Source organism: Desulfobacter sp. UBA2225 (assembly GCF_002348205.1).
In the GTDB taxonomy this organism is placed as follows: Bacteria; Desulfobacterota; Desulfobacteria; order Desulfobacterales; family Desulfobacteraceae; genus Desulfobacter; species Desulfobacter postgatei.
Map to the genome: position 1 here is coordinate 1 of NZ_DDYV01000125.1, position 13,678 is coordinate 13,678.

Genomic DNA, 13,678 nt, shown 5'->3' on the forward strand with positions numbered 1-13,678 from the left:
GGACTGCAGCGTTCGGACCTTATTATTCTGGCTGCCCGCCCCTCCATGGGAAAAACTGCTTTTGCCCTGAACATCGCCAGAAATGTCGCGTTTCACTACCGCAAACCCGTGGCTGTGTTTTCCCTTGAAATGTCCAAAGAACAATTATCCATGCGGCTGTTAACTTCCGAAGCACGGGTGGATGCCAACCGGCTTCGCAGTGGGGTATTCAGTCCTGAAGACTGGCAGAATTTCACGGATGCCGCAGGCATTCTCAATGAGATTCCCATTTTCATTGATGATACGGCTGCCATATCGGTGATGGATCTTCGGGCCAAAGTCCGAAAACTGTTCCAGGCAAACAAAGAGATCGGCCTTGTGGTCATTGATTACCTGCAGTTAATGAAATCGTCCATCCGTTCCGACCGAAGGGATCTTGAGATTGCCGATATTTCAAGGGCTTTGAAATCCCTTGCCAAGGAACTCAGCGTTCCGGTTCTCGCGTTATCCCAGCTTAACCGAGCCCTTGAACAGCGCTCGGATAAACGGCCCATGATGTCTGACTTACGCGAATCAGGCGCCATTGAACAGGATGNNTTTACCGGGACGAGGTCTACAATAAAGAGCCGGACAATCCCAAAAAAGGAACTGCAGAGATCATTGTTGCAAAAAACCGTAACGGCAGCATTGGTACTGCACATATGGTGTTTAACGGCCAGTACACCCGATTTGAGGAACTGGCACCAGAAGCATACCAGGGGTTTAAATGAAACGCATTGTATACGGCAACCTTGACGGGCTGAACAAGGCCCAGATAAACCGGATTGAAAATCTTTACAATATCAAATCACCGCCGGAATATATTCTTTCCCGGGAGGCCGCCATTGAAATTGTTGACATAAGCCGGGATATCCGCCGCCAGGTGGGCCTTCTTCTGGATCGAAACGCAAAAGTCATCTGTGTGATTGCAGGGGAACCCCAACGCATTGTTATTCCGGTCACACCGGATTATCGACCGGGACCGGGCCGACTTAAGGGGCTGCGCTGCGTTCATACGCATCTGTCCCACGAGGCCTTGACACAGGATGATCTCACCGACCTTGCCCTTCTGCGCCTGGATTATATAACGGCCATCTGCCTGAATGCCGACGGAACACCCGGCCCTGTGTACTCTGCGCATATTCTGCCCGATCCTGAAGCAGACCCTTACAGAATTTTGCCCGGCACATCCCTTGACCATCTGGATACAGACTGCCAGACTCAGATTCTTGAACTTGAATCCGAACTTTCCCGACACAATCGCCTGCACAGCGGAGAAACCGGCCAGGAAAACGCCTTTTTGATCAATGCGGCAACGCAAGGTCTCAGTTTAGCCCATATTTCAATGGATGAGCTCAAGGAATTATGCAAAACAAGCCGAATCAAGGTCGTGGGATCGGCCATCCAGCAAAGAAAAAAAATTGACCCTAAATTTGTGGTGGGCAAAGGTAAGTTATCTGAACTGATTATTAAGGCCATCCAAAATTATGCCACATTACTTGTCTTTGACCAGGAGCTCAGTCCCTCCCAGATACGTTCCATCACCGATTTTGTGGAGATGAAGGTCATTGACCGCACCCAGCTGATACTGGATATTTTTGCCAAACAGGCCAAGTCCAGTGAAGGCAAATACCAGGTGGAATTGGCCCAGCTTGAATATATGCTTCCCCGCCTGATCACCAAAAACACGGCCATGTCCAGGCTGACAGGCGGAATTGGCGGCAGAGGCCCCGGGGAAACCAAGCTTGAGGTTAACCGGCGCCGTGCCAGGGAGCGTATCACCCGGCTGAAAAAAGAGATCGAAAAAATCCGCAAACAGCGAAAACAGCAGAAAGCCAGACGAAAAAGAAAAGATCTGCCTGTCATCTCCATTGTAGGATATACCAATGCCGGCAAGTCAACCTTGCTCAACACCCTGACCCAGAGCAGCATTATCGCCGCAAACCGGCTGTTTGCCACCCTGGACCCCTCGTCACGAAGGCTGAGGTTTCCCCGGGATAAGGAAGTGATCATCACGGACACAGTAGGCTTTATCCAGAATCTGCCAAAGGAGCTTTTAGAAGCATTTCACGCCACCTTGGAAGAACTTGAGCAGGCAGATGTGATTCTTCATGTCATTGACATTTCAAATCCAAGGTACATGCAGCAAAAAGAGACCGTGGACCAGTTGCTGAAATCTTTGAATCTGAATAAAATCCCCACACTGTATGTATTCAATAAAATGGATCAGGCTGATTTGAACAATTTTGATTCACCCTGGCTTTTAAACCAGGGCATTCTGGTTTCAGCACTTGAAAAGGCAAGCCTTGCCCCTTTGGTGGAAAAACTTGAAGCCATGGTATAATCTTTACCAAACCCGAATTGAAAAAAAGAGACATATATTTTAACATATATAATATAAAAACCACTTGCCTTGGGATTTCATATGGAAATACATTTAGACCGGTTAATGGAAAAAGCAAATATTACAGAAGACTCAATGGACATTCCGGACTGCTTTGGAGAATTTGATAAAAACTGCCGGCTCTGTTTTGATTATTGCGCGATTTCTATAAAATGCTGCATTATGCAGTTCCGTCATCCCAAAATTGATATTTTGGAAAAACTTTTGATCTACAATGATTACGCCGCAAAACCCAACTGATTATCGTGTAATTTAAAAGCTACCGGATTCAAGCTTGTCGGCCAGATACCGGATCTGTTCGTAACGTTGACCTTTTTGTTCCATTTCCTTTTCAACCGCATTGATGGAATAGATGGCCGTTGCATGGTACCGTTTAAAACTGGCACCAATTGTTTTTATGGGCTGATCCGTATACTTCTTTGATAGAAAGATTGCCACCTGACGAGGTTTGACAATACGTTGCTTCCTGGATTTAGACACAAGTTCCTGTTCGGAAACTTCAAACGATTCACAGACCATTTTTTTGATCAGATCAATGGTTATGCGTTTTCGAGTCCCGGTCATTTTTTCAAGCACGCTCCTGGCAAGCTCAATATCAATCTTCCGGTTCATCAGCTGCCCCCGGGTAACAACGCTTAAAAGCGCACTTTCAAGCTGACGGACATCATTACACGCTTCCTGGGCAATATATTCGGTCACAGGTGTGGGCAGGACACACTGAATAGCCTTGGATTTCTTATTTAAAATCTTTACCCGTGTTCCAAAATCTGGTGCCTTGATCTCCGTGACAACCCCCATATTAAGCCTGGATTTCAGGTTGTCATTTAATTTAGGGATCTCATCAGGCCGTTCACAACCTGAAAAAATAATTTTCTTATCTGCATCAATCAGATAGTCAAGGGTCATGGCAAGCTCTTTTTGGGTGGCGGACTTTCCGGTCAGAAAATGGACATCTTCCAGGATCAGCACATCACATTTAAGACGGTATTTTTCCTTAAACTGGTCAATACTATTATTTCTCAAGGAGTAGATCATTTCATTGGTGAAATCTTCGGCCGTGACATAAAAGACCCTTTTCCCCCCGTCTTGCGTGAGCATATGGTGACCGACCGCCTGGGACAGATGGCTTTTTCCAAGACCTGTCTTGCCTAGAAGAAAAAGTACGCCGGTCCCGTTAAGTTTACCCTGGGCCAGATATAAAGAGGCCGTATATGCAAAACTGGAATTGTCCCCCACAACAAAATCGTCAAATGTAAAATTTTTTTTAAGCATGCGCCCGCAATGAAATGCAGGTGTCATGCCGGGCAACGGTGGATGAAATTCTGATGGAAAACTGAGAGGTGACGGGATGCCGGGCATCACTCCGCTTGTTGTTTGTGCCCGGCTTTTTTGAGTCTGGCCAAAATTTGAATTTATTTGACCTGATCTTAATTTTTTTTTGCCAACCTTGAATTCAATTCGGCCTTTTTGGCCTAAACGCAAAAAACCCTCTTCAAAATAGCCCTGATAGTTTTCTTTGAGCCGTTTGACATAGAAGTCATTAGGCACTGACAAGACAATAGTTTCAGCATCATGGGTGGACAATACCACGGGTTCAATCCACATGCGGTAACAATGGTCTGGAACTATTTCTTTAATATGTAATTTGACTTCTTTTAAAAACGAATCCATTTAAACAATACACAGCCTTCCAAACAATACAAAGCAAAACAAAGAGGCTAAGAGGTTTGACATTAAAAGTGGTTATAATGATTGTAGTATGTTGGTCTGCTTTTTATGTGAATTTGAGTTATTGGTCAAATGGAATAAAGATAGTTAGCTCACGGTTAGAAAAATGTGTGGTATATTTTTTCAACTTCTTGTTTTTATATAATATTTTCTGTGGAACAAAAGGAATGCCCCCTAATTACAATGAGTTCGACAAATCCCTATTTTCAAAAGGTATTTTTTAAAAAAATAACTATTCGTAAAGACCATTTAAAATTTTTTCTTCGATTTTTAACGATTTCCTTTGAATTGCTTCAAATTAAACAAAAGTCTAAAAAAGCGATCAAGCCCCAGATTTATAAGGGTTTCACAAATTCGTCCCCAAATTGTATTTACACCCTCTTCAGTCAATAGTATATTTCAGACTTTAACATATAAATGAAAGCAGTATCTAAGTATGAATACCCAATCAGACCGGCCTATTCTTGGCATAAGCATGGGAGATCCTGCAGGTATAGGTCCTGAAATAGTGATTAAAAGCCTTGCCGATCCTGAAATCCTAAATTTATGTACGCCTGTTGTCTTAGGTGATTTTAAAATATTAAAACAAGCAGATTTTAATTATAAAATATTACAAAAGTTAGTCATAACAGACGATTTAATTAGCGATTCTTCTAATTTTCCCAAAGGGTTTTTGCTCCAACTTTCCAGCCTGAACCCTGATGTCACTAAACTTGGGCACCCCACCCCGGAGACCGGACGCGCCATGGAAACCTATATCAATACCGGGGTGGATCTTGCCCTGTCCGGTGCCATTGATGCCCTGGTTACAGGCCCCATTACCAAAACAGGCCTGAAACTGGCCGGCTCACCCTTTCATGGTCACACAGAGTTGATTGCACATAAAACAGGCACTGAAAATTTTGCGATGATGATGGCAGGACCGCGCCTGAAAGTGGTTTTAACGACTATTCACATCCCCTTGTCTCAGGTGCCGGGACGGCTAAGCAGCATGGAAATAACAAGGATCATCAATCTAACCCGGGAGACCCTGATCACAAGATTCGGTATACCCAGCCCCAGGCTTGCCGTGGCAGGCTTGAATCCCCATGCAGGGGAACAGGGCATGTTCGGTAACGAAGAAGCGGATGTCATTTTACCGGCAGTTCTACAGGCCCGGGAAAAAGGGTTTGACATCACAGGACCTCTGCCCCCGGATACCGTATTTTTCCACGCGGTTGAGGGTCGTTTTGACGCCGTAATTTGCATGTACCACGACCAGGGGCTGATTCCTTTTAAGCTGGTGCATTTCAGGGACGGGGTTAACACCACCATCGGGCTTCCCATCATACGCACATCCGTGGATCACGGTACCGCCTATGATATTGCCTGGACAGGGGCGGCAGACCCCACAAGCATGAAAGAGGCCATTAAAATGGCGGCTGTCCAGGCGGTGAATCAAAAACGACATGGCAATCGTAATGGCAATTGATCACATCATAATTAAAGGCGCCCGGACCCATAATCTCAAAAATATTGATGTCAGCTTCCCCAAAAACAGCCTGACCGTGGTCACCGGGCTTTCCGGTTCCGGCAAATCTACCCTGGCGTTTGACACCCTTTATGCCGAAGGCCAGAGACGCTATGTGGAATCCTTATCCACCTATGCCCGCCAGTTTTTGGGCCAGATGGACAAACCGGATGTGGATGCCATAGAGGGCCTGTCCCCTGCCATTGCCATTGAACAAAAAACCGCCTCCCACAATCCGAGATCCACGGTTGGGACCGTCACGGAAATATATGACTACCTGCGGCTTCTTTTTGCCAGGGTCGGCAGACCCCACTGCCATATCTGCGGCAAACCCATTTCATCTGCATCCATTGATCAGATCATACAAAGCATCATTTTTCCAATGCCTGAAAAAGCGCAAAAAATTATGGTGCTGGCGCCTGTGGTCACAAACAAAAAAGGCGGGCACGGCCAGCTTATCCATCATCTGAAAAAGGAAGGGTTTGCAAGGCTTAAAATTGACGGGCAAGTCTGCTTAATTGAAGACGCACAGGCGCTTGATAAAAAAAAAGCGCATTCCATCGACGTAGTGGTGGACCGGCTGATTTTAAAACAAGGAATCGAACAACGGCTGACCGATTCCGTTGAAACCGGACTATCTCTGGCAGAAGGCCAGGTGATCATTGACAATCTGGATCTAAAAAAGCAGACCCTTTTCAGTGAAGCCGCCACCTGTCACACCTGCGGTATCTTTTATCCGCAATTTTTTCCAGCCAGTTTTTCCTTTAATTCCCCCCAGGGGGCATGCACCCATTGTGACGGACTTGGCCATCTAAAGGAGTTTCACCCGGCAAAAATTGTCCCGAACCACCATCTGTCCCTGCGCCAGGGGGCGGTACTGCCCTGGGCCGGAAAAGACTCCGTGCGTCATATGGAATTTTTAGATGCCCTGGTGACCCATTATAATGAAGATATTTACACCCCTTTTAAAGATCTTTCCACTGACTTTCAAAAAATTATCCTCTTTGGTTCCGGCACCCATAAAATCCCCTTTTATGTTGAACAGGCCGGGAAAAAAATTGTTTATGAAAAACCCTTTGAAGGCGTGATCGAACAACTTGCCCGCCGCTTCCGGGATACAAAATCACCCTCTGTCAAACAAGAGCTTGGCAAATACATGGGCCATAAGGTCTGCTCCAAGTGTAACGGTTCCCGCCTGAATCCCGGCGCTTCGGCAGTACAGGTGGCAGATAAAACCATCCAGCAGATTGCAGCCATGTCCGTCAAACAGGCCGCTGATTTTGTTAACTCGCTACATTTGTCCGGCAGGGAAAAAGCCGTGTCTGAATCCATTCTTGGGGAACTGTCCCAACGGCTTTCCTTTATGGAAGATGTGGGCCTTGATTATCTGACCCTTGATCGGTCAGCAACAACCCTTTCGGGCGGAGAGAGCCAGCGCATCCGGCTGGCCACCCAGATCGGTTCGAAACTTTCCGGGGTCCTTTATGTGCTTGATGAACCCAGCATCGGTCTTCACCAGCGGGACAATGCCCGCCTGCTCAGTACGCTGATGCATCTAAAGAACCTTGGCAATACCGTGCTGGTGGTGGAGCATGATGAAGAGACCATGCTGGCTGCGGATCACATTATTGATGTGGGTCCCAAGGCCGGTGTCAAAGGCGGACATGTGATGTTTTCAGGGCCGCCCGAAGACCTGGTCAAGGCATCCTGTCTAACCGGGCTGTATCTGTCCGGAAAGCGAAAAATCCCTGTGCCTGAAAACAGACGTACCGGCAGCGGAAACTTTTTAACTGTCCAAAAGGCAAGCGAGAACAACCTTAAGGATATTGATGTCTCCTTTCCGCTGGGATGTTTAACCTGTGTAACAGGGGTGTCAGGATCAGGAAAATCAACGCTGGTTCTCTCAACCCTTTACCAAGCCCTTGCAAGCAGGATAAACAGGTCTGAAAGACCCGTTGGAAAACATCAGGCCATTTCAGGCATGGAATATATTGACAGGGTCATCCATATTGATCAATCCCCCATCGGCAAAACCCCGCGATCCAATCCGGGCACCTACACAGGAATTCTGACACATATAAGGGAGTTGTTTGCCAAGACCCCTGAGGCAAAGGCCCGGGGATACAAGTCCGGACGGTTCAGTTTCAATATCAAGGGCGGCAGGTGCGAATCCTGCAAAGGGGACGGCATCGTCAAAATTGAAATGCATTTTCTGCCTGATGTTTATGTGACCTGTGATGTCTGCAAAGGCAGACAATTCAACCGGGAAACACTTGAAATAAAGTACAAAGGAAATAACATCGCCCAGGTTTTGGACATGACCATCAATCAGGCCTTTGATTTTTTTGACAATATGGCATCAATTCGGGACACCCTTTCCACGCTGGTGGAAACAGGGCTGGGGTATATAAAAATGGGCCAGGCCGCCACAACACTGTCCGGCGGGGAGGCCCAGCGCATCAAGATTGCCAGGGAACTGTCCAAGAAAAGCACCGGAAAAACCCTTTATATTCTGGATGAACCCACCACAGGTCTGCATACCGATGACATCAAACGGCTTTTAGCGGTTCTGGACAAACTTGTGGATGCAGGCAACACCGTAGTGGTCATTGAACACCACCTTGATGTCATTAAATGTGCAGATTATGTCATTGATCTTGGACCTGACGGCGGAGACCAGGGTGGACAGATTATTGCCCAGGGCACGCCTGAACAAGTGGCCCGCACACCGTTGTCCCATACGGGTTTTTACCTGAACCGGGTTTTAGCCGATTAACATTCGTCACACGCATCGTCCATCATACAGGCCCCGTCCACCATGCAGGCAAAAACGATTTTTTCTGCCTGACCGGCCATTTTGGCGGACACGGTTTCAAATGTTTCTGGTAACGATGTGATAATAGGATGATCGGGGCCGGGAATGGCAAAGATCCCCTCCCCTTCGACCTTTCCGGTTTTTCCTGAAATCAATTCAGCATCCTGGCCATTGGTGACCACCACAATAGGGATCTGGTAATCAAAAATCAACCGCGACAATGCCAGGGTCGACAAACGCCGTGTCACAAGGGAGCCTGGGGCATAATTGATCATCATGACAGCGCGTTGATTTCTGTAAACCAGAAAATCAACATTCACAACCGCACTGCGTCCAGCGGTATGAATGGTTATTTCCCGCCCTGCCTCAATATCAGATTTATCAAATCCTAGACCGTTTACCAGATGCCGGGCAATTTGTTGGCGGTACCGTTCATCGTGGGTATCCGTAATGGTTTTGCCACTTAAAAAATCAACAAGCTCACCCAGAATCAGGTGATGGGAATTTTCACTCATAAAAACACCTTTAAATTTGGACAGGCTTTGGGTTTCGATTTTGATCGTTTTTTACAGCCTACGATACACCATCGTTCATACATGGTATTTCACCATCTGGCCGATATTCAGTCAAGTCCAATTTGAAGGAAATTTTTAAATACCCTGCCATTTTCTTGAATCAACACAGTTGGCTGAGTCGCGGGAAAGAATTAAAAATTCATACTCTTTACATAAATTAAATAAATTTTGGATACAGATGGTATTGACCAAATCGTTTATGGCATAGTACTATTTTTATATTGTTTAACATGATGTTAAGGGATTTTTAGCCCTTGCACCGCCTCAGAAAGGATTAAGGCTCATGAATCTTCAAGGAGATTTTGAAGGGCTGACCCTGGCAAGTATACTTCAGCTTCTGTGTAATGATCAAAAAACAGGCATTCTCACCGTTACGAACGGTGAAGATAGCAGCCGGGTATTTTTTGACCAAGGCACCATTGTCTATGCCACCTCCCATCTCAAGCACTCACGCCTTGGATTTCTGATGCAAAATTCAGGTGTCATATCAGGTCAACAGCTCTCTAAGTGTCTGGCTTATGCGAGGGACAATAAACTTCATTTAGGAAAGGTCCTGGTGCAAAAGGGCTACATTTCCGAGGAAACCTTAAAAAAATACAATACCAAACAGGTCGAACTCATCCTTTATGACCTGCTGCTGTGGGAAAAAGGAAAATTCGAATACAAAGATGACCGGCTGAACCTAACCAATATGATTGTCACCCAACTCAACCCCATAAAACTGATCCTTGAAGCATCCCGGCGCATTGACGAGCTATCCGTACTCAAAAAGGTTATCCCTTCGGATAAACTGGTGTTTAAAATGTCCGGCAAGGTCCACAGCAAAGAGGAGATCAAGCTGAACGCCAACGAATGGCGTGTACTTTCCCTGATTGACGGTACCCGTTCCGTGCGCCAGGTGATCACGGAAAGCGCCTATGATGAGTTTGCCGTATATAAAATTATTTTCTCTGTGATCTCATCAGGCCTTATTGAACAAAAACAAGAGATCGTTCAGGTCAATGGAAATGAGGGCAATAACCTGTCAGGCATTCTCACGATGTTCAATGATATTTTTAAAGCCATGGAAAAGAATCTGTCAGCAGAAATCGGGGAAAAAACCATGGAAATTTTTAAGGAGACCCAGTCTGACCTTCCCCCGGATTTTAAAACGATACTGATGGATTACAGGATTGAAAACCAGAAAAATTCCAATCTTCAGGTTGTGGAAACCGCTATAGCCCGTCTTGATAAGGTTCCGGACAATCAAAAGGACTTTCTTATTAAAGGATTTGTGGCCTATTGTAGTCTTATTCTTAAAAAAGCCGGCGATATTCTTGGAAAAAAACCCGTAAACAATATTCTGATAGACATTGAAAAAGTGCTGGGCTATATCAACAAATACCAGAGCAGTTCCAATGATAAAGACAGAATCGTTAGAGATTTAAACGCCTTGATCAGCCAAACCCGGGCAGATTTCAACCTCAGCACAAAAAATACAAAAGGCAAAAAAAGCCTGTTTTCATTATTTTCCCGATAGAGTTGTTTTTATAAGAAAGTCTGGGTAAGTTACTCAGATCTTTCAAGCTTTGTTGTGGGCTATTCCTGGCAGTTGATATGTCAGGTCAGCCCATGGCTGTTATTTAGGAATTTGCAACCTTTGACCCACCATAAGCCAGAAAAGAGAGGGCCGCTGTTCTAAAAAGTGCCCGGATGGTTTCTAAAATTTCCTGGCTCACAAAATTGCCTAAAATGGTGACATAATCGGCAATAAACAGCAAGCACACCGTCACAAGAATCAGATTGATTACTTTTCCCACTTTACCACCGGCATATTTGATCCGGGCTTTATTGAATACAAAAATAATGATCAGATAAATAATAAGCGTAAACACGGACATGATCATTTGAGTGGTCATGATATCCACTGGTTATTCTCCTTTGATTTATTTATGTTTTTTCTTTGGATAAAATTGCAAATATCTCTTTTGCCATCCGGTCAGTATCAGGGTTTTGGGCCCCGACTTCGGTGACAACGCCAAGCAAATGTCTGCCAAATCGAAAAATAAAAACCTGTGTATTGTTCCGTCTTAAAAAAGCAGCATACCTGAACTGCTTTGGGCTGATGGATAAATAAATGCGGCCACAGGCAGCAATTGCTTTGGATAGTTTTTTATCTGCGCCGGGTTCCATTTTCGAAGAGAAATTCCGGTCAAGCACATTCCCGTTCCCATCCACAAGAAAAAAGGCATTCACACCTTTTATCCTGCTGATATTTGAAAGGTAACCCTTCATATCTGCCACTCTTTTTTATGCGCATACTGCATAAAAAAACGGCAAAAAGGTTCGGGCAAGTTCGGTGTTAGGGCAATAAGCACCAGATACTGTCCCTTTTTTTCTCTGGCCACAAAAAAATACTTGTCGGATATCACAACGGTCATGGACCGGATATCGGGCATGGCCAACAGTCCTTGTTCCAAACTTTGGGCCAGACGCGATCCAAGACTGTGAATATCTTCCGGCAAAAGCAGATCAGGCATCCGGCAGACGGTAATCCCTTTGCTTATATCATAGATAAAGCCCCCCATCATCTGCGGGTCCCGGTCAAGGACCTGAAACAAATGATCAACAGTATTCTCCTGTTGTTTTTTTTGCTGCAGCAAAGGCAGAGGATAATCATTATGATATCCGCATGCATGGCAGATAAAAACTGCCCGGCCCTTGACAATATGTGCCGGACAAACCTGGTTTCTATCACCGCAGTCCTCACAGAATACGATCATTCTATTCCTTGAACGTTATCCCTTGAATAAAGCCTTTAACCCGGCAAAAATCCCTTTTTTCTTTTGTTCCCGATCCTTTTCCTGGGTTTGATCGGGTTCTGCAGTTGCCATCCCGTTCAACCCGTCATCGAATTCGGAATCTTTCATGCCGTTTTCCTCGGTATCAGGCACTGCCTGCCGGTGAATAAACCGGGCCATGGAGGAGACAAGATCAAGAAGCCTGACCTTGTCGGAATCCGGGGCCCAAATATCATTTAAGCTTGCAATCTTTTCCTGAACCTGTTCAAACACGTCCAAACGGCTCAATGTGTCGGGATCGAAAAGCAATTTTTGAAGGTCATCCAGATTCGGGTCCGGTTCCTGATCGGTCATATTCCCATCCGTATCATCTTCCAGGAAGCTCTCTTGAACCGCGTCATCATCGCCCGGCTGTTCTTCCAGATGAATTTCATCCTCTTGCCTATCGGGAACAGGCGCAATCTGCCCCGAAGAATCGGCTGGTTCCTCTAAAAGATCAATGCCAGCGGAGTCGATACCGGGATCATTACCATCAGAAAAATCAACCGGTTCCGCTGAAAGATTACTTTCACCCCCCAAATTTTCAGCATGGTCCAAGGATTGGGAATCCGGCGGATCCTGAACTTCCATGACGCGGTCATCTGAGTTACTAAGGTTGAAAAAGGCATCAAGCCTGCTTTCAATCTCTGGAATGGGTGTATTGCCCATTCTTTGGGGCGTGACCTGCTGAACTCCGGCTTTTTTCTCTGCCGCACCCATTACACCGGGGATGCTTGCGGCATTTTCCTGATCCGGACCATGTATACTTGAAAGATGAATGGCATCAAGCAGTTCATCCGCCGCTGATTCCTTCATGGAAAACAAATCCCCCATAACATCCCGTTGGGGCGGCAAGGAATCCTTCTCCGTTGACGGAGTGCCTTTTCTTGCACCAAGAGCCGATGCCGGGTCTGTCATCGGGTCATCCAGGGTAAAAAACGGGCTCTCTTCCTGGTCAGATGCTTGTTCATTGATATGGGATAAAGCGGGTGCAAAACCGTCATCCTCACGGTGCTCCGCAATATTGCCCGGGGCAGCCGGTTGCACTTGGCCGGGATGTTGAATTGTCCGGACTGCTGAGGGGGTATGATCTTCCGCGCTTGGACCAGGGGTTAGACCGGCATCAATCTTGCGTTTAAATGCCTTGTACGCCTGGATACTTTCCTGCACCAGCTCTTTTTTCTTATCGGATGGCATACTGGGATGGCCCAGCAACAATTCGTACTGATGGAATACCCGGCGCAGTAGGGAAACCGAATCCTGGTGGGCATTGGCTTGGTGCTGGGCAATGTGGGCACCAATCTCATGCATGATACGCAGAAAGGTATGATGCATTTTATCGGATTTAAGCCGTTTTTCAAGCCGGATGAGGACACGGTCAAACCCCTCCATGGTGATATTTGAAATTTCCCAGTCCACTGAAAGAATGACGGCTTTGAGTTCTTCCATCTCAGAATCAAGGATAAGTTTTCCAGATTCAATGGCAGATTTAACGAACTTAAATGTATCCTTACTTTTCGATAATAGCTGTGCCTGCTCTTCAACAGATGATGAGATTAAAAGGCTTTTCAAATTATCCGCCAGGGTCCCAAGGGCAGGGAGCGTTTCGGGATGTGCCTTATCCTTTCGCGCATCAAGATATTTTATCAAAGAGTGCATCATTTTAATAACAAACAGGGCTTCTTGTTTTCCGACACAATCAGTTTCCAGGGAGTTAAGACGGTCTGCAAGCACTTTTACATGAGCAGTCTCAACCCCGTTTGTCATATGTTCGATGTTTTTCTGTATCTGATCAACAAAATCCAATAT

Annotated in this window: 12 protein-coding genes and 1 pseudogene; 7 read left to right on the top strand and 6 right to left on the bottom strand. The window is 45.9% G+C overall.

Going from position 1 to position 13,678, the window contains the following annotated elements:
* Positions 1 to 45: 45 nt before the first annotated feature.
* The 4 genes and pseudogenes from B3D59_RS06640 to B3D59_RS06655 all read left to right on the top strand — a co-directional run.
* Positions 46 to 513 (top strand): annotated as a pseudogene (locus B3D59_RS06640) (DnaB-like helicase C-terminal domain-containing protein); the annotation flags it as partial.
* Between the two features lie 125 nt (positions 514 to 638).
* Complete coding sequence (locus B3D59_RS06645) at positions 639 to 749, top strand: DnaB-like helicase C-terminal domain-containing protein (RefSeq protein ID WP_286818569.1); 111 nt, start codon at positions 639 to 641, stop codon at positions 747 to 749.
* The gene (hflX, locus tag B3D59_RS06650; protein WP_286818537.1) at positions 746 to 2,362 is read left to right on the top strand and encodes a GTPase HflX; all 1,617 of its coding nucleotides are present in this window, start codon (positions 746 to 748) and stop codon (positions 2,360 to 2,362) included. The genes B3D59_RS06645 and hflX overlap by 4 nt, the downstream gene beginning before the upstream one ends.
* An 81-nt stretch (positions 2,363 to 2,443) precedes the next feature.
* Positions 2,444 to 2,662, top strand: a complete 219-nt coding sequence (locus tag B3D59_RS06655) for a hypothetical protein (protein WP_286818538.1) — start codon at positions 2,444 to 2,446, stop codon at positions 2,660 to 2,662.
* 12 nt (positions 2,663 to 2,674) lie between these two features.
* Here B3D59_RS06655 and dnaA read toward each other — a convergent pair whose 3' ends face one another.
* Entirely contained in the window at positions 2,675 to 4,093 is a 1,419-nt protein-coding gene (gene dnaA, locus B3D59_RS06660; RefSeq protein ID WP_286818539.1) for a chromosomal replication initiator protein DnaA, read from the bottom strand.
* Between the two features lie 493 nt (positions 4,094 to 4,586).
* Here dnaA and pdxA point away from each other — a divergent pair, with 493 nt between their 5' ends.
* Together pdxA and uvrA are read left to right on the top strand one after the other, a co-directional pair.
* Positions 4,587 to 5,621 (top strand): 4-hydroxythreonine-4-phosphate dehydrogenase PdxA, encoded by a 1,035-nt coding sequence (pdxA, locus tag B3D59_RS06665; RefSeq protein ID WP_286818540.1) that lies wholly within the window; start codon positions 4,587 to 4,589, stop codon positions 5,619 to 5,621.
* A complete protein-coding gene (gene uvrA, locus B3D59_RS06670) occupies positions 5,611 to 8,436 on the top strand; it encodes an excinuclease ABC subunit UvrA (protein WP_286818541.1) in 2,826 nt (941 codons plus the stop codon). Before pdxA ends, uvrA begins: the two co-directional genes overlap by 11 nt.
* Here uvrA and B3D59_RS06675 read toward each other — a convergent pair.
* Entirely contained in the window at positions 8,433 to 8,990 is a 558-nt protein-coding gene (locus tag B3D59_RS06675; protein ID WP_286818542.1) for a type I restriction enzyme HsdR N-terminal domain-containing protein, read from the bottom strand. The two genes, uvrA and B3D59_RS06675, sit on opposite strands and share 4 nt — an antisense overlap.
* A 343-nt stretch (positions 8,991 to 9,333) precedes the next feature.
* On the opposite strand from B3D59_RS06675, the gene B3D59_RS06680 reads away from it, so the two are divergent.
* Entirely contained in the window at positions 9,334 to 10,569 is a 1,236-nt protein-coding gene (locus B3D59_RS06680; protein WP_286818543.1) for a DUF4388 domain-containing protein, read from the top strand.
* 103 nt (positions 10,570 to 10,672) lie between these two features.
* On the opposite strand, the gene B3D59_RS06685 is transcribed toward B3D59_RS06680, so the two are convergent.
* The 4 genes from B3D59_RS06685 to B3D59_RS06700 are packed head-to-tail and all read right to left on the bottom strand — an operon-like array spanning position 10,673 to position 13,675.
* Positions 10,673 to 10,948, bottom strand: coding sequence for a hypothetical protein (locus B3D59_RS06685; RefSeq protein ID WP_286818570.1), 276 nt, complete (start codon positions 10,946 to 10,948; stop codon positions 10,673 to 10,675).
* A 31-nt stretch (positions 10,949 to 10,979) separates the two neighbouring features.
* Positions 10,980 to 11,285: a hypothetical protein gene (locus tag B3D59_RS06690; RefSeq protein ID WP_286818544.1), complete on the bottom strand. Its 306-nt coding sequence runs from the start codon at positions 11,283 to 11,285 to the stop codon at positions 10,980 to 10,982.
* A gap of 35 nt (positions 11,286 to 11,320) precedes the next feature.
* Positions 11,321 to 11,812 (bottom strand): hypothetical protein, encoded by a 492-nt coding sequence (locus B3D59_RS06695; RefSeq protein ID WP_286818545.1) that lies wholly within the window; start codon positions 11,810 to 11,812, stop codon positions 11,321 to 11,323.
* Positions 11,813 to 11,827: 15 nt separating this feature from the next.
* Positions 11,828 to 13,675, bottom strand: coding sequence for a hypothetical protein (locus tag B3D59_RS06700; protein WP_286818546.1), 1,848 nt, complete (start codon positions 13,673 to 13,675; stop codon positions 11,828 to 11,830).
* Between the last annotated feature and the right edge of the window lie 3 nt (positions 13,676 to 13,678).

Coding starts and splice junctions, on each gene's coding strand:
- B3D59_RS06675 (WP_286818542.1), bottom strand. CDS start 8,990: ATGAGTGAAAATTCCCATCACCTGATTCTGGGTGAGCTTGTTGATTTT.
- B3D59_RS06680 (WP_286818543.1), top strand. CDS start 9,334: ATGAATCTTCAAGGAGATTTTGAAGGGCTGACCCTGGCAAGTATACTT.
- B3D59_RS06695 (WP_286818545.1), bottom strand. CDS start 11,812: ATGATCGTATTCTGTGAGGACTGCGGTGATAGAAACCAGGTTTGTCCG.
- B3D59_RS06655 (WP_286818538.1), top strand. CDS start 2,444: ATGGAAATACATTTAGACCGGTTAATGGAAAAAGCAAATATTACAGAA.
- B3D59_RS06685 (WP_286818570.1), bottom strand. CDS start 10,948: ATGACCACTCAAATGATCATGTCCGTGTTTACGCTTATTATTTATCTG.
- dnaA (WP_286818539.1), bottom strand. CDS start 4,093: ATGGATTCGTTTTTAAAAGAAGTCAAATTACATATTAAAGAAATAGTT.
- pdxA (WP_286818540.1), top strand. CDS start 4,587: ATGAATACCCAATCAGACCGGCCTATTCTTGGCATAAGCATGGGAGAT.
- hflX (WP_286818537.1), top strand. CDS start 746: ATGAAACGCATTGTATACGGCAACCTTGACGGGCTGAACAAGGCCCAG.
- uvrA (WP_286818541.1), top strand. CDS start 5,611: ATGGCAATTGATCACATCATAATTAAAGGCGCCCGGACCCATAATCTC.